This window comes from Ruegeria sp. HU-ET01832 (assembly GCF_040371315.1).
GTDB lineage: Bacteria > Pseudomonadota > Alphaproteobacteria > Rhodobacterales > Rhodobacteraceae > Ruegeria > Ruegeria lacuscaerulensis_A.
The window spans coordinates 348,853-369,429 of sequence record NZ_BAABWL010000004.1; the positions used below are offsets into that span (position 1 = coordinate 348,853).

A 20,577-nucleotide genomic window follows, 5' to 3' on the forward strand; every position below is an offset into this window, starting at 1 on the left:
CGGCGTCAAAGAGCAAGCCCGCGCCAACACAACCCTTGCGAATTGGGGTAAAGCCCCGTCTTATAAAGACAACGATAACAGGGGCAGTCATGGCAGAGATTTCCAAGCGCAAGCGCATCTGGGGCTGGTGGTTTTTTGACTGGGCCAGTCAGCCCTATCACACATTGCTGGTCACTTTTGTATTTGGCCCCTATTTTGCAGGCGTTGCGGCGGGGTACTTCAGCGGCACCGGGCTGGATGCACAGGCCGCCGCCGCGCGGGCGCAAACGGTTTGGGCCAATTGCCTGACGATCACCGGGCTGATCATCGCTTTTGGTGCCCCCTTGTTGGGCGCTATGGCGGATGTATCTGGGCGGCGCATCCCATGGATATTTGCGTTCTCGGTGATGTATGCGGTGGGCTCGGCTGCGCTGTGGTACACGCTGCCTGATGGGTCGAACATGTGGCTGATGCTATCGGCCTTTGGTCTGGGCTTTGTGGGGGCGGAATACGCGCTGATCTTCATCAATTCGCAATTGCCTGATCTGGGCGATGACAGCGAAGTGGGTGAGATTTCGGGATCGGGCTTTGCCTTCGGTTATTTCGGCGGGCTGATCTCGCTGGCGATTATGTTGCTGCTGTTTGTGGAACAGCCCAATGGCAAAACACTGATCGGTCTGGACCCGGCCTTTGGATTAGACGCCGCCGCGCAGGAGGGGACGCGGTTTGTCGGCCCCTTCACCGCGTTGTGGTTCGTGCTGTTTATGGTGCCTTATTTCTTGTGGGTTCGCGATGATCCGCAGACCGAGAAAACGGGTAGCCTGGCCGAGGCGCTGCGGCTGCTGGGCAAATCCATCTCGGATCTGCGGCACCGGGTCAGTCTGGCGACCTATCTGGGGTCATCCATGTTCTACCGCGATGCGCTGAACGGGCTTTACAGCTTTGGTGGCGTTTACGCGCGGTTGGTGCTGGAATGGGATCTGATCAAGATCGGCGTTTTTGGGATTGTCAGCGTTCTGGCCTCGGCCATCTTTGCGTGGATCGGGGGCAAGGCGGACAAGAAATACGGCCCTAAACCAGTGATTTTGATCGCGATCTGGGTGCTGATCTTTGTCTGTATCACAGTGGTGTCGATGGACCGGACACAGATTTACGGCATTGCTTTACCCGAGGGGTCGGGCCTGCCGGATATGGTGTTCTTTGGTTGTGGCGTCCTGATCGGCGGTATGGGGGGCATCCTGCAATCGGCCAGCCGGTCGTTAATGGTGCGCCACACGGACCCAAAAGCCCCGGTCGAGAGCTTTGGCCTGTATGGCCTGTCGGGCCGGGCCACCGCATTTGTCGCGCCTTTGTTGGTGGGGATTGTCACGGCGGCCACAGGAAGTGCGCGTCTGGGGGTGTCACCGATCATTGCTTTGTTTATTCTGGGCTTGTTCCTAATGCGCTGGGTTAAACCGGAAGGGGATCAGAGCAGATGATTTTATTACGTTTTTTGACCGTATTGGCGGCCATTGCATGGGCGGGCGCAGTGGGCGCACAGCCGCTGGCCAAACAGCTTTTCGGGGCGCAAAAGCAAAGTTCGCAGCAAAAACCAGCCGCGTTCGGCAGTTATTCGCGCGGATGTGCCGCCGGTTCGGTGCAGCTGCCCGAAACTGGACCTACCTGGCAGGCCATGCGCCTGTCGCGCAACCGCAACTGGGGGCACCCGGTGGCGATCGACTATGTGCAGGATCTCAGCCGGTTTGCTGCGAAACAGCCAGGCTGGAATGGGCTTTATATCGGGGATATCAGCCAGCCGAGGGGCGGGCCGATGACATCCGGTCACCGCTCGCACCAGTTGGGCCTCGATATCGACATCTGGATGCTGCCCGGCGACAACATGCGACTGGGGCGCAAAGCGCGCGAGAATATCTCGTCGATTTCCCTGCGCCGGTCCGCAGGGGCCTTTGTGAATGACAACTGGACCCGACAACACCATGAGATCCTGAAAGCCGCCGCCAAGGACAAGCGCGTGGCGCGGATTTTTGTCTTTCCTGGCGCCAAGGTGCAAATGTGCAAGGATGAAAAGGGCAACCGCGCCTATTTGCGAAAAATCCGGCCGTGGTGGGGCCACCACTATCATTTCCATGTCCGGCTGGCCTGTCCGCGTGGCTCGAAAGGATGCGTCAATCAGGACCCGCCGCCCAAGGGCGATGGCTGTGATCAAGCGCAGCAATGGGTGAACAACATTCTCAACCCGCCTCCGCCCGATCCCAATGCGCCGGCACCGAAGCCCCGGCGTGAATATCGTTTGGCCGATCTGCCTCAGCAATGCGCCGCCGTTCTGCAATCCAACTGATCTGCGCGCTGCCCTTTGCAGGGGCAGCAACAGCGGTCGAGGTCAAGTCCGCGACCCATCTGCAAAGCCATGTGTGGCGTCACACCGCTGATTGGTTCGGCGGGTTTTCGGCCCTGCAGATATCAGAGGGCGGCCACAAGATGGTCGCGCTTAGCGATCGGGCGACGTTGGTAAGCGCGACCATCGCGCGGGATAAGAACGGTATCCGAGATATCCAAATCACAGGCCACTGGCCGGTTCTGTCCAGCAAGGGGCGACCTTTGACAGGAAGGGTTGGCGATTCCGAGGGTATCGCCTTTGCGCCCGATGGCAGCTTTTACATCTCATTCGAGGCCCTGCACCGCGTGGCGCATTATCGCGCCCCAAGTGCAAAAGCCAGTGTGCTACCCCGACCGCAGGCATTCCAAACCCTTGACCTGAACGGGTCTTTCGAAGCTTTGGCAATTGACGCTGCAGGTCAGCTTTACACCATGCCCGAGAAAAGTCGGACTCCGCATGGCGACATCCCCGTTTATCGCTGGGATGGGCAAGCGTGGTCGACACCGTTTGTGCTACCGCAGAGCGGAAAATTCCTGCCTGTATCGGCCGATTTCGACCCCGACGGCAGGCTTTACGTGTTGGAACGTGCGCTGGGGTGGACGGGGTTTAAATCCCGGTTGCGGCGCTGGCAGATTGACGGGGACGGGCCTCAGACCGAAGAAACCCTGTTCCAGACCAGCACCGGCGCGCATGACAACCTGGAAGGTCTGTCCATCTGGCGCGACGATCAGGGGCGGCTGCGGGCAACGATGATCTCGGATGACAACTTCCTAGCCTTGCAAAGCACCGAGCTGGTGGAATACCTGCTGCCCGATTGACTTAGGTTCCCCAAGCGTCTAAACGCACGGCTTGCCTTGGGATACCCCCTGGCCAAGTCGCCGCTACCTTGACAAAACGGGCATCAAAATATGCAACGCGCTTACATTCCCGGCATTCTTGCCATGGCCGCCATCGTCGTGGCCTCGAACATTCTGGTCCAGTTCCTGATCTTTGACGGGCTGTTGACCTGGGGTGCTTTCACCTATCCGCTGGCCTTTCTGGTCACAGACATCATGAACCGCGTCTACGGCGTGGCCACGGCCCGCAAGGTTGTGTTCGCAGGTTTCATCACCGGTATCATCTGCTCGCTGATTGGCAGTCAGATCATGCTGCAGGGCGATGGCTTCACCTATGCCGCCGTGCCGCTGCGCATCGCCGTGGCCTCGGGGACTGCGTTCCTGATCGCGCAGCTGACCGACGTCACCGTGTTCAATGCAATGCGCGGAGGCCGCTGGTGGCGCGCGCCGCTGGTCTCGACCCTGGTCGGATCGGCGCTGGATACGGCGTTGTTCTTTACTATCGCCTTCTCGGCCTCGGTCACCGTGTTTGGCGCCAATGCCGACGCCGCGATCAACTGGGCGTGGGAGCCGGTACCCTTCATGCTGACGGGTCCAATGGCCCCTCTGTGGGTGACGTTGGCTTTCGCGGATTGGCTGGTGAAACTGTCGCTGGCCATGATCGCGCTGATCCCGTTCAAAGTGATCGTCTCGCGCCTGACCGCACAGCCTGCGTAAAAAAACGTTTGGAGATTGGCGCATCTTGTGTCACCATCCTTATCAACCGCAACAGATAGATAAGGAGGTGATCCAGTGTCGAGAAAGAGATTGGAGAGAGGTGTCGGAACAACCGGGGGGATCGCCTGTTAGGGCAGCCCTTGGCGGAGCGCTCGCTCCGGCTGGTCGATTGATCTAACCGACCCAACCTCCTGAACTTTCGAAGGGCTGTCCCGCCGGGGCGGCCCTTTTTGTTTTGTGCTCGGGCAGTTAAGGTCGCGCCTATGTTGCGCATCACCGACGATATCATTCTGCAAGACTGGGAAATGACCGAAAGCTTTGTGCGGTCCTCCGGACCCGGCGGGCAGAACGTGAACAAGGTCTCAACTGCCGTTGAGCTGCGGTTCGAAGCTGCTCGGTCTCCGTCGCTGCCTGATCCGGTGAAAAACCGGCTGAAAAAGCTGGCCGGGCGACGCTGGACCAAAGAGGGCGCGATCATCATCCAGTGCGAGGAAACCCGCAGCCAGGCCCGCAACCGCGAGTTGGCCCGCGCGCGGCTGGCCGAGCTGATCGCCCGCGCGCTGGTCAAGCCCAAACGACGGGTTGCGACCAAGCCCACCTATGGCTCGGTCAAACGGCGGCTGGCGGCGAAAAAAGCGCGCGGAGACGTCAAGGCGCTGCGTGGGCGGGTCAGCGAAGATTGAACTGGCAGTTTCCCCGCGCCTTGCTAGTCTGACCTCCAAACGGGAGGGCAAGACCATGAGGCTTAAGGGCAAAACCGCAATCGTCACCGGCGGCGCGTCGGGTTTTGGTGCCGGTATCGTCGAGCGGTTCCTTGAAGAAGGCGCACGGGTCATGATCGCCGATATCAATGGCGATGCGGCACAAGCATTGGCGATACAGCACGAAAACGCCACCGCCCATACGGTCGATGTGGCCAACCCGGCCTCAGTTCAGGCCATGGCCGATGCGGCCAGCGATGCTTTCGGCCCCGTCGATATTCTTGTCAATAATGCGGGCGTCACCCATCTGCCAACCCCGCTCGAGGACGTGTCCGAAGATGATTTCGACCGCGTCTTCAACGTGAATATGAAATCCGTCTACCTGACAGCGCGCGCTCTTGTTCCGCAGATGAAGGCGCGTGGCGCGGGTGCAATCCTGAACGTGGCCTCGACGGCGGGCCTGTCACCGCGCCCGAACCTGAACTGGTACAACGCTTCGAAAGGTTGGATGATCACCGCCACCAAAACCATGGCCGTCGAGCTTGCCCCATCAGGCGTTCGCGTCAACGCCATCTGTCCCGTAGCGGGCGAAACTCCGCTGCTGAAATCCTTCATGGGCGAGGACACCCCCGAAATCCGCGCCAAATTCCTCTCAACCATCCCGCTCGGCCGCTTCTCAACCCCGCAAGACATGGCAAACGCCGCCCTGTTCCTGTGCTCGGACGAGGCCAGCATGATCACCGGCACAGCTTTGGAGGTCGACGGTGGCCGCTGTATCTGATCCGCCCTTCATCTGGCCAAAAATACCTCCGCCGGAGGCAGCGCGCCTGCGCGCTTCCCCTCCCCACAGGATCACCTAGAAATGACGCCCGGACTGAAAAACCTGATCACCGATATCCCCGGCCTGTGCGTCGGCAACGCGCAAGACGACGCGTTGAAATCCGGCACAACAGTGCTGACGGCGGACGCGCCCTTTACCGCCTCGGTACATGTGATGGGCGGTGCGCCTGGAACACGGGAAACCGACCTGCTGGCCCCGGACAAATCGGTGCAGCGGGTGGATGCGATCACCCTGTCTGGCGGTTCGGCCTTTGGGTTGGACGCGTGCTCGGGTGTCTCAGACGCCTTGCGCGCGGAAGGCAGGGGCTTTGCCGTCGGCCCCGCCATCGTCCCCATCGTTCCCGGAGCCATCTTGTTCGATCTGCTGAACGGGGGTGATAAGACATGGACCGAGAACCCTTATCGCGCATTGGGCCGCACCGCGTACGAAAACGCAGCCTCTGATTTCGCGCTGGGCACAGCGGGCGCAGGCACAGGAGCTTTGGCCGCCCGACATAAAGGCGGGCTGGGTTCTGCCTCGGTGGTGCTGGAAAACGGTGTCACTGTCGGCGCATTGGTTGCCGCCAACCCGCTGGGCAGTGTCACCACGGCCGGCGACCGTCATTTCTGGGCCGCCCCGTTCGAACAGGGCGGCGAATTCGGCGGTTTAGGGCCTGATCCGACCTCGGGGCTTGGACAGCCTGCGCCCAGCCTCAAGGCGCAGGTCATGCACCCGGCAGCACCTGACAAGGGCAATACAACCATCGCCATTGTCGCCACGGATGCAACCCTATCGAAACCGCAATGTCAGCGGTTGGCGGTTGCGGCTCATGACGGCATCGCCCGTGCTATCCTGCCCGCCCACACGCCCGGAGATGGCGATCTGGTCTTTGGAGTCAGCACCGGTGCGCGACCCCTGACGTCGGATGCGGATCTGGCGCTGATCGGCCACACGGCCTCGATCTGCCTTGCACGGGCCATTGCCCGCGCCGTCTATCTGGCCACACCCGAGTTGGGCGATCTGCTGCCATGTTGGTCACAGACGCATGACTTTGGTTAAGGACGACTAAAGTCGGGTTGTGACACTGTGTCGTTGCGCGGCAATCTGCGCGTTGACTCTTTTCTGTGCCGGCGTTCCATTCGGTGCAGCCAATATTTATCGGAGCAAAAGCCATGAATCGCATTCTCGCGACTGCAATTGTCGGCCTTCTGGCCCTTCCTGCCTATGCTGAAGGTGACGCAGAAGCTGGCAAGAAAGCCTTCAACAAGTGCAAATCCTGCCACATGATCGCTGATCCGGATGGCGAAGTGATCGTCAAAGGTGGCAAGACCGGCCCGAACCTTTACGGTATCGCGGGCCGCACTGCTGGCACGGTTGAAGACTTCAAATACGGTGACAGCATCGTGGCCGCAGGTGAAAACGGTCTGGTCTGGGATGAGACAACCTTTGTCGAGTACTCTCAGGACCCCAAAGCCTTCCTGAAAACCTATCTGGATGACACAGCGGCCAAGTCGAAAATGACCTTCCGGCTGAAATCCGGCGGTGAAGACGTCTATGCCTATATCGTCAGCGTTTCGGGCGAATAGTATCTGACACCGATCTCCTGAGATTCATCGAAAGGCCGCAGTCCCCCTGCGGCCTTTCGTGCGATTGATATGAGTGCTCAACATCGCCACCTTGGAAATACGCAGCCGAACGAGTCCGACCTGTCCGTCGGGCAGGCAGCAGGAGTTGAAAGATGGGAATCATGATCCCGGCCTGGGTCGATGGCGAGTTGACCCCCGTGGACAAGCTTGAAGCGCATGAAAAGGGTTTGCGGCACAAGGCGGTGTCGGTCTTTGTCGTGCGCGGGACCGAGATTTTGCTGCAACGTCGGGCGATGGGCAAATACCACACGCCGGGCCTGTGGGCGAATACCTGCTGCACCCATCCTGACTGGGGTGAGACGCCCTCGGAATGCGCGGTGCGCCGCCTGCGTGAGGAATTGGGGATTACCGGGCTCTATCCCGAATATCGCCACCGGCTGGAATACCACGCCGATGTGGGCAATTCGATGATCGAGCATGAGGTGGTGGACGTTTTCCTTGCCCATGTGCGTGGGCCATTGCAGATCGAACCGAACCCCGACGAGGTCATGGATATCCGCTGGATCGACTATCACGACCTTCTGGCCGAGGTGCAGCGCCACCCCGCGCGATTCACGCCCTGGCTCAAGATTTATCTGCACAACCACGCCGACACGATTTTCGGCCCCGACCTGATCATCTCCGCCAAGACCTGAGGGCTTGCAAGGCCGCGCCAAGCCGCCTAAATCAACGCGTCATGGCCAAGCAAAAGCAGAAGACCGACCCGAATTACAAAGTCATCGCCGAAAACCGGCGGGCCCGCTTCGATTACGCGATCGAAGAGGATATCGAGTGCGGCATCATGCTGGAAGGCTCCGAGGTCAAGTCTCTGCGCGCCGGCGGCTCGAACATCGCCGAAAGCTATGCCTCGGTCGATGACGGTGAGCTGTGGCTGATCAACAGCTATATCGCGCCATATGAGCAGGCGAAGGTCTTCAAGCACGAAGAACGCCGTCGTCGCAAGTTGTTGGTGTCGCGCAAAGAATTGTCAAATCTGTGGAATGCGACTCAGCGCAAGGGTATGACGCTGGTGCCGCTGGTTTTGTATTTCAACCACAAGGGTCGGGCCAAGCTGAAGATCGGCATCGCCAAGGGTAAGAAACTGCACGACAAGCGCGAAACGCAGGCTAAGCGCGATTGGTCACGTCAGAAGCAGCGGTTGATGAAGGATCATAGCTGATCCCTCACTCGGTTCAGAACGCCATCGCAGCTGACACAGCCCGTTTCCATCGATCATAGGCGGCGTCGCGATCCTCTTGCGACATCTCAGGTTTAAACCGGCGGTCCAGCGCCCAGGTCTCCGAGAACCCTTGCTGATCGGGATAGACCCCCGCGCGCATTCCGGCCAGCCACGCCGCACCTAGAGCAGTTGTTTCCTGCATCACCGGACGGTCAACTTCAGCACCCAGATAATCCGACAACCCCTGCATCGCCCAATCCGAAGCGCTGGCGCCACCATCGACGCGCAGCGTCACATCGGTATCCGCGCCCCAATCGCCTTGCATGGCGTGCCACAGATCGCGGGTCTGGTAGGCGATGCTTTCCAGCGTGGCTTTGGCGAACTCGGCCCGACCTGAATTGCGGGTCAGACCGAACACTGCGCCCCGGCAATCGGGTTTCCAGTAAGGCGCGCCCAGCCCGGTAAAAGCGGGCACCAGCACGACATGCTGATTAGGGTCTGCTTGTTGCGCCAAATCGCCGCTTTCGGGGGCCGTTTCGATGATCTGCAACGCATCACGCAGCCATTGCACAGCAGCCCCGGCTACAAAGATAGAGCCCTCAAGCGCATAGGTCCGCTTACCGTCCAGCTGGTAGGCGATGGTTGTCAGCAGACGGTTTTTCGATTCAACCGGTTTGTCGCCCGTGTTCAGCAGCGCGAAACAGCCCGTGCCGTAGGTGGATTTCATCATGCCCGGTTGGAAACACGCCTGCCCGATAGTCGCGGCCTGCTGATCGCCCGCGACGCCCAGAATCGGGATATTTCCCCCTAATAGAGTCGTTTCTCCGAAATCCGAGGCACAATCATGGACCTGCGGCAGCATATTCATCGGCACGTCCAGCAGATCACAGATCTCCGTGCTCCATTCGCCTTTGTGGATGTCGAACAACAGGGTGCGGGCGGCGTTTGTGGCGTCGGTGGCGTGGCTGCGGCCTTCGGTTAGACGCCAGATCAGGAAACAGTCGATGGTGCCGAACAGCAGCTCTCCGGCCTCGGCCTTTTCACGCGCGCCAGGGACGGTATCCAGCAGCCATTTCACCTTGGTGCCCGAGAAATACGGGTCCAGCAGCAGGCCGGTCTGGGCCGTCACGTCGTCCTCGCACCCTGCTTGTTTATAGCGGGCGCAAATCTCGGCGGTGCGGCGGTCTTGCCAGACGATGGCGTTGTGGATCGGTTTCCCGGTGGCGCGATCCCAGACCACGGTGGTTTCACGCTGGTTGGTGATGCCGATACCGGCGATTTGGTCGGGGGTGACGCCATTGGTTTCCATCACCTCACGGCAGACCCGCAAAACGCTGTCCCAGATTTCCTCGGGGTCGTGTTCGACCCAGCCTTCCTGCGGGAAATGCTGGGTGAATTCGTGCTGTGCGGTGCCCGCGCGCTGCATTTCAGCGTCAAACAGAATGGCCCGCGATGATGTGGTGCCCTGATCAATAGCGAGAATATAGGTCATGCCCGCGCCCCCCCTCTGGTATTGGTTTTGCAGGACTTTAGCGCAAACAATAGTGCGGGTGCCAGAGCGTTCAGACCGGAATATTGTCGATCAGTCGCACGCCATCTGCCCAAGCGGCCACAAACAGCCGGGCGGGGCGGTCGGCATGAGTCAGCGGCTCTAAGCTGTCAGCGCAGCGCAGTTGGATATATTCGACCTGCGTGAACCCTGCGGCCAGAAGATCGGTCTGCGCTTGCGCAGCCAGAATGTCAAAGGCCGCGCCATCTTTCAAAGCGGAGGCCAGTTCGGTCATGATCCGGTGTTTGTGGGCAGAGATCTCCAACCCTTCGGGTGACAGACGCAGGTTGCGCGAGGACATCGCCAGCCCCGAGGGTTCGCGGACGGTGGGGCAGCCAATAACCTCGATCGGGATGTCCAGATCGCGGGCCATACGGCGCACGACCATCAATTGCTGATAGTCTTTTTCGCCGAAATAGGCTCTGTCTGCCTGTGTCTGCAGGAACAGTTTCGCGACGACAGTGGCGACTCCGTCGAAATGGCCGGGACGGAATTCACCCTCCATCACGTTGGTCAGGCCGGTGACGGAAACGGTGGTGGCAAAGCCCTGCGGGTAGATCTCATCCGGGTCGGGCACATAGATCGCATCCACGTCAATGGGGGCCAGTTTCTGCGCGTCCTCATGTTCGGTGCGCGGGTAGTTGGCCAAGTCCTCAGGGTTGTTGAACTGCTTGGGGTTCACAAAGATCGTGACAATGACGCGGTCGACCCCCACCTTGGCGGCCTGAACCAGCGACAGATGCCCCTGATGCAGCGCGCCCATGGTGGGGACCACGCCAATGACCTCACCCTTGCGGTGCCATTCTGTCGTCAACGCGCGCAGATCGGCAAGGCGGCGCAGGATGGGGGCTGTCATGTCTTTGGTCCTTTGGACGGGGCCTGATCGGCAAAGACATGTTCGTCCGCCGGAAAGCTGCGGGCGCGCACTTCGGCGGCGTATTCGGCGATGGCGGCCTCGGCCAGCGGGCCAAGTTCGGCATAACGTTTGACGAATTTCGGTTTGAAGGCGGTGAAAAAGCCCACCATGTCGTCGACCACAAGGATTTGCCCGTCACAGCCCGCAGATGCACCGATGCCAATGGTGGGGATCGCAACCTCGGCTGTGATGCGATCGGCCAGACGTTGCGGAACCTTCTCTAACACGACCGAAAACGCGCCTGCGCCTGCGACGGCGTAGGCGTCTGCCAGCACGGCCTCAGCCTGTTCATCGCGGCCCTGTACCTTGTAGCCACCCAGCGTGTTGATCGATTGTGGGGTCAGGCCGATATGAGCCATCACCGGAATGCCGCGCTTGACCAGAAAGCGGATGGTCTCGGCCATTTCGACCCCGCCCTCAAGCTTGACGGCTCCCGCGCCGGTTTCAGCCATCAGCCGCGCTGCGTTGCGGAACGCGTCGGCAGGCGAGTGTTCATAGCTGCCAAAGGGCATGTCGATGACCATCATCGCATTGCTCAGCCCGCGGGCGACGGCTTGACCGTGCATCACCATCATCTCCATCGTCACGCCCAACGTCGATTCCAGTCCGTGCAGGACCATGCCGACGCTGTCGCCGACAAGAACGAAGTCGCAATGGTCGTCCATCAATCGGGCCATCGGCGTAGTGTAGGCGGTCAACGAGACCAGGGGCTCGCCCCCTTTGCGCGCCCGAATATCTTCGGCGTTGGGGGCTTTTTTGCGGGCGGTGGCGCTCATGATCGCTCCTCCGGGGTTTATGTTGCAGCGCGGCATAGCAGATTGCGGCACCGCATAGAAACCCCGGTTGCGCGAACATTTCCTTGATTGACTGTAGGTTTATGGGAAGATTGGTCTGACAATAGCCCGAAAAAACACGCGGCTGCATATTTCAGTGGGGAGTGATTTTCATGACAAAGCAGAGATTTCGGTCCTTTGCGTCCGCTTTGGCCGTCGTTGCCAGCTTGTTCGCAGGCGAGGCATTGGCCAAATCAGATATTACCATCGCGATGCAGCTTGAGCCGCCGCATCTGGACCCGACAAGCGCCGCCGCGCAAGCCATCGATTCGGTGGTCTATACCAATATCTTCGAAGGGCTGACCCGTTTTATGGGGGACGGCTCGGTCGTGCCCGGTCTTGCGGAAAGTTGGGAGATCTCGGAAGACGGGACGATCTATACGTTCAAGCTGCGCGAAGGTGTGACGTTCCACGATGGATCGACCATGGATGCCGAGGACGTCAAGTTCAGCCTTGACCGCGCTCGCGCCGAAGACAGCGCGAATGCGCAGAAAGCTCTGTTCGCCGGGATCAACAGCGTCGAGGTGGTCGATCCGCTGACCGTCAAGGTCACTTTGTCCGCGCCGAATGGGAATTTCCTGTTCAATATGGCTTGGGGCGACGCAGTGATTGTCGCGCCTGAGAGTATCGACGACATCAAGACCAATCCCGTGGGAACAGGGGCCTATACCTTTGGTAACTGGGTGCAGGGCGACAGCATCACGGTGAATCGCAACCCGAACTATTGGGGCGATCAGCCCAGCCTTGAGACAGCAACGTTCAAGTTCATCTCGGACCCCACCGCAGCCTTTGCCGCGATGATGGCCGAGGACGTGGACGTGTTCGACAACTTCCCGGCGCCCGAGAACCTGCCTCAATTCGAGGCCGACCCCCGTTTTCAAGTGCTGGTCGGTTCGACCGAGGGCGAAACGATCCTGTCCACCAACAATAAGAAAGCTCCATTCGACGACATAAGGGTGCGGCAGGCTATGGCCCATGCGATCGACCGTCAGGCAATTATCGACGGCGCGATGTTTGGCTATGGAACCCCCATCGGCACCCATTTCGCGCCGCACAATCCGGCCTATGTCGATCTGACCGGCAATTCGGCCTATGACCCCAAGAAAGCTGCGCAGTTACTGGCTGATGCTGGCTATGCCGACGGGTTCGAGACCACGCTGCATCTACCGCCCCCCTCATACGCCCGTCGCGGCGGTGAGATCATCGCCGCGCAGCTGGCGGAGGTTGGGATCAAAGCCGAGATCATCAATGTTGAATGGGCGCAATGGTTGGAATCGGTGTTCAAGGGCAAGGATTTCGGCCTGACTATCGTCAGCCACACCGAGCCGATGGACATCGGCATCTATGCGCGGCCCGACTATTACTTCCAATATGACAGCAGCGATTTTCAAGCGTTGATGGAACTTCTGAACGAAACCACCGACCCTGATGAGCGCAAGAAATTGCTGGGCGATGCGCAACGGCTGATCGCCACCGATTTCGTGAATGGCTATCTGTTCCAGCTGGCCAAGCTGGGTGTTGCCAAAGCCGGTGTGCAGGGCCTGTGGGAGAACGCGCCCACAGCTGCCATCGATCTGACGCAGATCAGTTGGTCTGAATGACTGGAACTGGGGCTGTATTGTGCGGCCGCAGTTTTTCAAGGGTCGGGGTGAACGGTATCATGACGTCTTTTCGTGTTCTTTTGCTATGCGTGTTAACGCTGTGCGGGCTGGCCTCGATGGCCGGTGCGCAAAATGCGCTGAGCACCCGGTTGGACGCACTGGCTGGCACCCCTGAAAATCCGCTGAATGTGGGCGTCGGGATCAGGATCGACCAGATCACCGGCGTTGATCAAAAAGCGGAAAACTATGGTGCGGTGGCGGTTTTGCGGTTCGAATGGACGGACCCTCTGCTGGCATTTGACGCAGAGCAGACGGGGCGGGACATTCGGGTCTTCAACCCGTCTGACCTGGCGGACCACGCGGCCGAGATTGGCGCCGTCATGCCCGCCTTCGTGATCCACAATCAGCAATCCAACAAATGGATACACGAGGCCGCCGCCTCGGTGCGCAGTGACGGGCGAGTGGTTTATGTCGAGAAATCCTCGCTCACCTTGCAGGCACCTCACTTCGATTTCCGTAAGTACCCGTTCGACACGCAGGATTTCTATTTCGAGGTCGTTTCAGTCTTTCCCGCGGATTACGTGACGTATTACCCGCTGGAAGACTACTCGGGTCTGGGCGATCTGCTGGGCGAGGAAGAATGGGTTCTGGGCAATGCGCGAATGGTGAAAACCCAGGTTCAGGGTCTGTCGGGGAAAGATAGCGATCAGTTGTCGCTGGCCTTTCAGGGCAGCAGGCATCAAACCTACTACATGATCCGGGTGTTCATGCCCATGCTGGTACTCGTTGCTGTTGGCTGGGCGCTGTTCTTTCTGGACGAATACCGCAAACGGATCGAGATTGCGGGCGGCAACCTGCTGGTCTTCGTTGCTTTCAACTGGGCGATTTCTGCTGATCTGCCCAAGCTGGGCTATCTGACCTTTCTGGATTTCGTTCTGCAATGGATGTTCCTGATGACCGGGGCGCTGATCGTGTTCAATGTCGCCTTGCGCAGACTCAAGGTCGCCGGGCGCGAAGACACGGCGCGAAAGCTGGACAATTACGCGGTTAAGTGGATCTATCCTCTGGGCTATGCCGCGATCGTCGGCTACGCGGTTTCTGCTTATTTGCTGATACCTTAGACGCTGGACCAACGGCGCCTGTGACCCTAACGTGCGATCTATGCTGCGCTACGCTCTCAAACGCCTGATATCGCTGATGATCAGCCTGGCTGTTGCTTCGGTAGTGATCTTCGCGGTGATCGAGGTTGCGCCGGGCGATCCGGCGTCCTTCATGCTGGGCGTAAACGCGCAAGAGGACACACTGGCCGCGTTGCGGGCCGAGCTGGGCTTGGATGGCTCAAAGCTCGAGCGCTACTTCAAATGGGTCGGCGGAATGCTGGTGGGTGATTTCGGCACTTCTTATACCTATCGCACGCCGGTTTCGCAGATGATCCAGGATCGGCTTTGGGTGTCTTTGCCGCTGGCGCTCTATGCATTGACCTTGTCGACACTGATTGCCTTCCCCGCCGGAATTTACGCTGCTGCGCGTCGGGGCAAGCCCGGCGATCTGACCGTAATGGGTGCGACGCAGCTGGGCATTGCAGTGCCGAATTTCTGGTTCGCCATGATGCTGGTGCTGATCTTTGCCATCAACCTGCGCTGGTTCAACGCCGGAGGGTTCGCTGGCTGGGATCAGTGGCTTTGGACCGGGCTGCATTCGCTGACGCTGCCCGCCATCGCGCTGGCCTTACCGCAGGCGGCGATTCTGGCACGGGTCATGCGCTCATCCCTACTGGATATTCTGGGCGAGGATTTCATGCGCACCGCCCGCGCCAAGGGTCTGTCGCGCCGTCAGGCCCTGTGGCGGCACGGCGTTCGCAACGCGCTGATCCCGGTGCTGACCATCATTGGGCTGCAGTTTTCATTCCTCTTGGCTGGGTCGATCATCATCGAACAGGTCTTTTACCTGCCCGGCCTTGGGCGTTTGGTGTTTCAGGCGATCTCGGCCCGTGATCTGATTGTGGTGGAATCGGTTGTCATGTTGCTGGTCTTTGCCGTCATCACCGTGAATTTCCTGGTCGACCTGGCCTATGCCGCAGTCGATCCCCGCCTCAGGAGCCGGACATGAGCCGCAACCTGATCCTTGGCGCCTTGCTGTCCTCGCTGGTTCTGCTGGCGGCTTTGGTGTCCTTTGTCTGGACACCTTACGACCACGCCGCGTTGGACATTCCCGGCAAGCTCAAGACACCAAGTGCACAGAACTGGTTCGGGACGGATCATTTCGGCCGCGACATGTTTTCGATGATCATGGTGGGCGCTCGTACGTCGATTGCGGTTGCTCTGGTTGCCGTGGGGATCGGTATGGCGCTGGGCGTGCCGCTTGGCCTGACAGCGGCGGCGCGCAAGGGATCTTGGCTGGATGAGGTGATCATGCGCGGCAATGATCTGGTCTTTGCCTTCCCATCGCTGGTCATTGCGATCCTGATCACAGCCGTATTCGGTGCCGGGGCCATAAACGCCATCATCGCCATCGGCATCTTCAACATCCCTGTCTTCGCCCGCATCACCCGTGGCGCGGCGCTTTCCCTTTGGGAGCGTGAGTTCATCCTCGCCGCCCGTGTCTCGGGCAAGGGTGCTGCGCGCATATCAGCGGAACATATCTTGCCCAATGTCGCCAATCTGCTGATCGTACAGGGCACCATCCAGTTCTCGCTGGGGATACTGGCCGAAGCCGGGCTGTCCTATGTCGGCCTTGGTGCGCAACCGCCCACGCCCAGCTGGGGCCGAATGCTGGCCGATGCGCAGACAATGGTCAGTTTTGCCCCGCATTTGGCTCTGATTCCAGGGCTGGCGATCATTGTCACGGTGCTGGGCCTGAACCTGCTGGGCGACGGGTTGCGCGATTGGCTAGACCCTCGGATCAGGGTGGCGCGCGCATGAGTTTGCTTGAGGTCGAAAATCTGTCGCTGTCCATCTACGGCGTGCCGATCCTGAAACAGGTCAACCTGTCCATTGATCCCGGCCAGATCGTCGCCGTGACAGGGGAAAGCGGCTCGGGCAAGTCGATGACCGCTTTGGCCGTGATGCAACTGTTGCCCAGCGGGGCGCAGACGCAGGGCGAGATCCGGCTAGAAGGGCGCGACGTGCTGACCACTCCCGAAGCCGAGATGTGCGCCCTGCGTGGTGCCAAGATCGGGATGGTGTTTCAGGAGCCGATGACAGCCCTGAACCCGGTGAAAACCATCGGCGATCAGGTCATGGAAACGATCCTGATCCATAAGGCCATGCCTGCCACGCAGGCTCTGGACCGCGCGAAGGAAGTGTTGCGCCGCGTGGGCCTTCCCCCGGACCGCTTTCCCCTGTCTCGCTATCCGCATGAGCTGTCAGGCGGACAACGCCAGCGCGTTGTCATTGCCATGGCTATTGCCTTGCGGCCCAAGCTGCTGATCGCGGATGAGCCGACAACGGCGCTGGACGTGACCACGCAGGCACAAATCCTCGATCTGCTGAAAGGGTTGGTTCGCGAATATGGCATGGGTCTGCTGATGATCACCCATGATCTGGCCGTGGTCGCTGACATGGCAGACCAGATCGTCGTGATGCGGCACGGTGAGGTCGTGGAAGCCGGCCCCACCGACGATCTGCTGCGCAACATGCAGCACCCTTATACCCGTATGCTGTTTGAGGCCTCGGATCATCAGGTGGCCTTGCCCGACACAGCGGGGGGTCGCCCGTTGTTAGAGGTCACTCAGGTCGTCCGCGACTATCGCTTGCCGCGCAAGGGTTTGTTCGACAAGCCGGGCCACCACCGCGCGGTGAACCAGGTCAGCTTTACGCTCAATCGTGGTGAGCGGCTGGGTTTGGTAGGTGAGTCTGGATGTGGAAAATCGACCCTAACGCGAGCTATTCTGGGCTTGGAAGAGGTACAAGCGGGGGAAATCCGTCTGGATGGTGCAACTGTTTTCACGGGCCATAAACCAAACCCTGCGGTGCGCCGTAAAATGCAGGTGGTGTTTCAGGACCCCTATGGCAGCTTCAACCCCCGCCACAAAGTCGCACGCCTGATCACCGAGCCGTTTCACTTGCTGGACATGCCTCCCACCGGATCAGAGCGCCAGGACCGCATTGCCGAGATGCTGACCGCCGTGGGCCTCGGCCCCGATGACGCAGGGAAGTACATCTACGAATTCTCGGGCGGGCAGCGTCAGCGTATCGCTATTGCCCGTGCCTTGATCATTCGCCCCGAATTGATCCTGTTTGATGAGGCCGTCTCGGCCCTTGATGTTTCAGTTCGTGCGCAAATCCTGGATCTGCTGGCCGAGCTGTGCGCGACCTACGACCTGACCTACCTTTTCATCAGCCACGACCTGAACGTGGTGCGCACGATCACTGATCGGGTGATGGTCATGCAGGCGGGCAAGATCGTGGAACAGGGCGAGACCGAGCAGGTCTTTGCCAATCCGCAGCACGTCTATACCCGTACCCTGATCGACGCCGCGCCGGTGCTGCCTGATATCGGGGCGCTTGTTGGCTGAAATGTATGATTAGAGCCTGAATGGAGAGAAACATGCCCAATCCTCTTTGGTTCAACCCCGCACTTTGTTTGATCGGTGGAGAGTGGATCGGGCCCTCTGCTGGCGTCGACCTGCCTTTGATCAACCCCTCGGACGGCACTGAAATCTGTCACATCGCTCGGGGGGATGCGTCCGATATCGGTGCGGCGGTCGCAGCCGCGCAGGCGGCACTGGATGGGGATTGGGGCCATAAAACCGCCCTGGAACGCGGGCGCATCCTGACTCGTTTAGGTCAGTTGGTACTCGAACGCGTGGACGATCTGGCCGCGTTAGAGGCGATGGATGTGGGTAAACCGCTGACCCAAGCGCGCGCGGATGCGGTGGCTTTGGCGCGGTATTGCGAATTCTACGGCGGTGCGGCGGATAAGGTGATGGGTGAGACGATCCCCTATCTGGATGGCTACACCGTTTATACCCTGCGCGAACCCCATGGGGTGACGGGCCATATCGTGCCGTGGAACTACCCGATGCAGATCATCGGGCGTTCGGTCGGGGCGGCACTGGCGATGGGCAATGCCTGCGTGCTGAAACCGGCGGAAGAGGCGTGTCTGACCGCGCTGGCCTTTGCTCATCTGGCCCAACAAGCGGGTTTGCCAGCTGGTGCGCTAAACGTGGTGCCAGGTTTAGGGGCCGAAGCCGGAGCGGCACTGTCGGCGCATCCGGGCGTCCACCATATCTCGTTTACAGGGTCGGTCGCGACAGGGGCCTTGGTGCAGCAGGCGGCGGGGCGCAATGTTGTACCAGTAACGTTGGAGTTGGGCGGAAAATCCCCGCAACTGGTGTTTGACGATGCCGATCTGGACGCGGCCCTTCCGTTTCTGGTGAATGCGGGTATTCAGAACGCGGGTCAGACCTGTTCGGCCTCGTCCCGCATTCTGGTGCAGCGTGGGGTTTATGAGCAGGTCAAGGCGCGCATGGTTGAGGCCTATGCTGATCTGACCGTTGGACCTGCGGTGCAGGATTTGCGGGTGGGGCCGTTGATCTCGGCCCGTCAAAAAGAGATTGTTGAGGGGTTTCTGGCCAAGGGCACGGACCTGAATATCGCCGGACAAGGGCAGATCGTGCAGGATGCTCCGGCTCAAGGTGCTTATGTGCGGCCAACCCTGTTCGCCGATGTGCCGCCTGATCACATGTTGGCGCGGGATGAGATTTTCGGCCCAGTGCAGGTGCTGATCCCTTTCGACACCGAGGACGAAGCCGCAGAGATCGCCAACAGCACCGACTATGGGCTTGTCGCCAGCATCTGGACCCGCGACGGCGCGCGGCAGATGCGACTGGCGAAACGGCTGAATGCGGGGCAAGTCTTCGTCAACAACTACGGGGCAGGCGGCGGGGTCGAGCTGCCCTTTGGCGGCGTCGGCAAATCCGGTCATGGCCGAGAAAAGGGTTTCGAGGCGCTCTATGGCTTTTCACAGCTTAAAACCGTGGCAAATTACCATGGTTAGGGTCTAAACGATCACCTCGATCGCTTTTTGCGCGCCAACGCCGAAGACGCGTTTGTAACGTTCGATCTCGTCCGCCGGTCCCATCGCCTTTTCAGGGTTGTCCGACAATTTCACCGTCGGACGGCCATTGGCCGAGACCGCTTTGCACACCAGCGAAAACGGCGCCAGTGCGTCATGCGGGACCAGCCCGCGGAAATCGTTGGTCAGCAATGTACCCCAGCCAAAGGATACTTTTGTCCGTCCGGCGAATTGGCCATGCAGCTCTCGGATCTTGTCCACATCCAGCCCATCCGAGAAGATCACGCGTTTTTCACGCGGGTCCTCGCCGCGTGATTTCCACCAGTTGATCGCGGTTTCCGCCCCCGTTGCTGGGTCGCCACTATCGACACGGATGCCAGTCCAGCCTGCAAGCCAGTCGGGCGCACTGTCCAGAAAGCCCTGTGTTCCATAGGTGTCCGGCAAGATGATGCGCAAGTTGCCGTCGTGTTCTTCATGCCAGTCGCTGAGAACATCATACGGAGCCTGCGCCAGTTCCGCGTCCGTATCCGCCAGCGCGGAATAGACCATGGGCAGTTCATGCGCGTTGGTGCCGATGGCTTCAACCTCGCGCCGCATGGCGATCAGGCAGTTCGAGGTGCCGGAAAATGCAGACCCTAATCCTTCGATCATGGCTTGTACGCACCAGTCCTGCCAAAGGAACGAATGACGCCGCCGGGTGCCGAAATCAGCAATGCCCAGTCCATCAATGTCGCGCAATTGTTCAATCTTTTCCCAAACGCGGGTCATTGCGCGGGCATAGAGCACCTGCAGCTCGAACCGGCGCATGTCGTTCAGCACGGCGCGCGAGCGTAGCTCCATCAGTACCGCAAGCGCGGGAATTTCCCACAGCATGACCTCGTGCCATTTGCCCTCGAACGTCAGTTCGTACTGATCGCCCTTACGTTCCAGATGATAGGGGGGCAGGCGCAGATTCTCGAACCACTCCATGAAATCGGACCGGAACATCTGCCGTTTGCCGTAGAACATATTGCCCCGCAGCCACGTGCTTTCGCCGCGGCTGAGGCTGAGTGAGCGGATATGATCCAGCTGTTCGCGCAGTTCACCCTCGTCGATGAGATTAGCCAAAGGGATGTGATTCGACCGATTAATCAGCGAAAACACAACATCCGTTTGGGGCCGATTTCGAAACACTGACTGGCACATCAGCAGTTTGTAGAAATCTGTGTCGATTAAAGACCGTACAATCGGGTCAATCTGCCATTTATGATTGTACACACGTGCCGCAATATCGACCATGAGGAACTCCTGCGATTTCCGTTGTTAGATCAATCGGTGTGTGGAATGGCAAGAGTCGCTGGTTTGGTGACAATGACAATGTCAGGTCACAAAGCGAGCATATTGTGTGTTCTTTTCACCGGTTAGTGAGAAGAGAGGTCGAAGGAC

The 20,577-nt window shown here is 59.6% G+C and carries 20 protein-coding genes; 16 read left to right on the forward strand and 4 right to left on the reverse strand.

All coding sequences use genetic code 11. The annotated features are described in order from the left end of the window. The first annotated feature begins 89 nt into the window (after nt 1–89). From ABWV79_RS14450 to smpB, 10 genes are all read left to right on the forward strand, one after another. Nucleotides 90–1,457 (forward strand): MFS transporter, encoded by a 1,368-nt coding sequence (locus ABWV79_RS14450; protein ID WP_353392724.1) that lies wholly within the window; start codon nt 90–92, stop codon nt 1,455–1,457. Beyond that, nucleotides 1,454–2,317, forward strand: coding sequence for a penicillin-insensitive murein endopeptidase (mepA, locus tag ABWV79_RS14455; protein ID WP_170355862.1), 864 nt, complete (start codon nt 1,454–1,456; stop codon nt 2,315–2,317). Before ABWV79_RS14450 ends, mepA begins: the two co-directional genes overlap by 4 nt. Further along, nucleotides 2,290–3,174: an esterase-like activity of phytase family protein gene (locus ABWV79_RS14460; RefSeq protein ID WP_353392726.1), complete on the forward strand. Its 885-nt coding sequence runs from the start codon at nt 2,290–2,292 to the stop codon at nt 3,172–3,174. Before mepA ends, ABWV79_RS14460 begins: the two co-directional genes overlap by 28 nt. Nucleotides 3,175–3,264: 90 nt before the next feature. Further along, nucleotides 3,265–3,909: a queuosine precursor transporter gene (locus ABWV79_RS14465; protein ID WP_170355865.1), complete on the forward strand. Its 645-nt coding sequence runs from the start codon at nt 3,265–3,267 to the stop codon at nt 3,907–3,909. 263 nt (nt 3,910–4,172) lie between these two features. Continuing rightward, nucleotides 4,173–4,592, forward strand: a complete 420-nt coding sequence (gene arfB / locus ABWV79_RS14470) for an alternative ribosome rescue aminoacyl-tRNA hydrolase ArfB (protein WP_170355867.1) — start codon at nt 4,173–4,175, stop codon at nt 4,590–4,592. 55 nt (nt 4,593–4,647) lie between these two features. Next, nucleotides 4,648–5,391 carry an SDR family oxidoreductase gene (locus ABWV79_RS14475; RefSeq protein ID WP_353392727.1) on the forward strand — a complete coding sequence of 248 codons (744 nt, stop codon included), beginning with the start codon at nt 4,648–4,650 and terminating at the stop codon, nt 5,389–5,391. An 81-nt stretch (nt 5,392–5,472) separates the two neighbouring features. Continuing rightward, nucleotides 5,473–6,489 (forward strand): P1 family peptidase, encoded by a 1,017-nt coding sequence (locus ABWV79_RS14480; RefSeq protein WP_353392729.1) that lies wholly within the window; start codon nt 5,473–5,475, stop codon nt 6,487–6,489. Nucleotides 6,490–6,602: 113 nt separating this feature from the next. Continuing rightward, nucleotides 6,603–7,016 (forward strand): c-type cytochrome, encoded by a 414-nt coding sequence (locus ABWV79_RS14485; protein WP_170755183.1) that lies wholly within the window; start codon nt 6,603–6,605, stop codon nt 7,014–7,016. A gap of 152 nt (nt 7,017–7,168) precedes the next feature. Continuing rightward, nucleotides 7,169–7,711, forward strand: a complete 543-nt coding sequence (gene idi, locus ABWV79_RS14490; RefSeq protein WP_170355873.1) for an isopentenyl-diphosphate Delta-isomerase — start codon at nt 7,169–7,171, stop codon at nt 7,709–7,711. Nucleotides 7,712–7,752: 41 nt separating this feature from the next. Next, nucleotides 7,753–8,235 (forward strand): SsrA-binding protein SmpB, encoded by a 483-nt coding sequence (smpB, locus tag ABWV79_RS14495; RefSeq protein ID WP_209195765.1) that lies wholly within the window; start codon nt 7,753–7,755, stop codon nt 8,233–8,235. Between the two features lie 13 nt (nt 8,236–8,248). Here the strand turns inward: smpB and glpK are convergent, their stop codons facing one another. From glpK to panB, 3 genes are all read right to left on the reverse strand, one after another. Continuing rightward, on the reverse strand, nt 8,249–9,727 hold the full coding sequence (glpK, locus tag ABWV79_RS14500) for a glycerol kinase GlpK (RefSeq protein ID WP_353392732.1): 1,479 nt from the start codon (nt 9,725–9,727) through the stop codon (nt 8,249–8,251). Nucleotides 9,728–9,797: 70 nt separating this feature from the next. Further along, entirely contained in the window at nt 9,798–10,640 is an 843-nt protein-coding gene (gene panC / locus ABWV79_RS14505; RefSeq protein ID WP_353392734.1) for a pantoate--beta-alanine ligase, read from the reverse strand. Beyond that, a complete protein-coding gene (gene panB, locus ABWV79_RS14510) occupies nt 10,637–11,476 on the reverse strand; it encodes a 3-methyl-2-oxobutanoate hydroxymethyltransferase (protein ID WP_170527510.1) in 840 nt (279 codons plus the stop codon). The genes panC and panB overlap by 4 nt, the downstream gene beginning before the upstream one ends. Before the next feature lie 170 nt (nt 11,477–11,646). Here panB and ABWV79_RS14515 point away from each other — a divergent pair, with 170 nt between their 5' ends. From ABWV79_RS14515 to ABWV79_RS14540, 6 genes are read left to right on the forward strand one after another with little or no spacing between them, the layout of a single operon-like run. Next, nucleotides 11,647–13,134 (forward strand): ABC transporter substrate-binding protein, encoded by a 1,488-nt coding sequence (locus tag ABWV79_RS14515; protein WP_353392736.1) that lies wholly within the window; start codon nt 11,647–11,649, stop codon nt 13,132–13,134. 59 nt (nt 13,135–13,193) lie between these two features. Further along, the gene (locus ABWV79_RS14520) at nt 13,194–14,255 is read left to right on the forward strand and encodes a ligand-gated ion channel (RefSeq protein ID WP_353392737.1); all 1,062 of its coding nucleotides are present in this window, start codon (nt 13,194–13,196) and stop codon (nt 14,253–14,255) included. Nucleotides 14,256–14,295: 40 nt separating this feature from the next. Further along, nucleotides 14,296–15,243: an ABC transporter permease gene (locus tag ABWV79_RS14525; RefSeq protein ID WP_353392739.1), complete on the forward strand. Its 948-nt coding sequence runs from the start codon at nt 14,296–14,298 to the stop codon at nt 15,241–15,243. Then, on the forward strand, nt 15,240–16,055 hold the full coding sequence (locus ABWV79_RS14530; RefSeq protein WP_209195758.1) for an ABC transporter permease: 816 nt from the start codon (nt 15,240–15,242) through the stop codon (nt 16,053–16,055). Before ABWV79_RS14525 ends, ABWV79_RS14530 begins: the two co-directional genes overlap by 4 nt. Next, nucleotides 16,052–17,650, forward strand: coding sequence for an ABC transporter ATP-binding protein (locus ABWV79_RS14535; RefSeq protein WP_353392741.1), 1,599 nt, complete (start codon nt 16,052–16,054; stop codon nt 17,648–17,650). The genes ABWV79_RS14530 and ABWV79_RS14535 overlap by 4 nt, the downstream gene beginning before the upstream one ends. 32 nt (nt 17,651–17,682) lie before the next feature. Continuing rightward, nucleotides 17,683–19,134 carry an aldehyde dehydrogenase family protein gene (locus ABWV79_RS14540; protein ID WP_353392743.1) on the forward strand — a complete coding sequence of 484 codons (1,452 nt, stop codon included), beginning with the start codon at nt 17,683–17,685 and terminating at the stop codon, nt 19,132–19,134. A gap of 3 nt (nt 19,135–19,137) precedes the next feature. Here ABWV79_RS14540 and pncB read toward each other — a convergent pair whose 3' ends face one another. After that, nucleotides 19,138–20,430, reverse strand: a complete 1,293-nt coding sequence (gene pncB / locus ABWV79_RS14545; protein ID WP_353392745.1) for a nicotinate phosphoribosyltransferase — start codon at nt 20,428–20,430, stop codon at nt 19,138–19,140. Nucleotides 20,431–20,577: the final 147 nt, after the last annotated feature.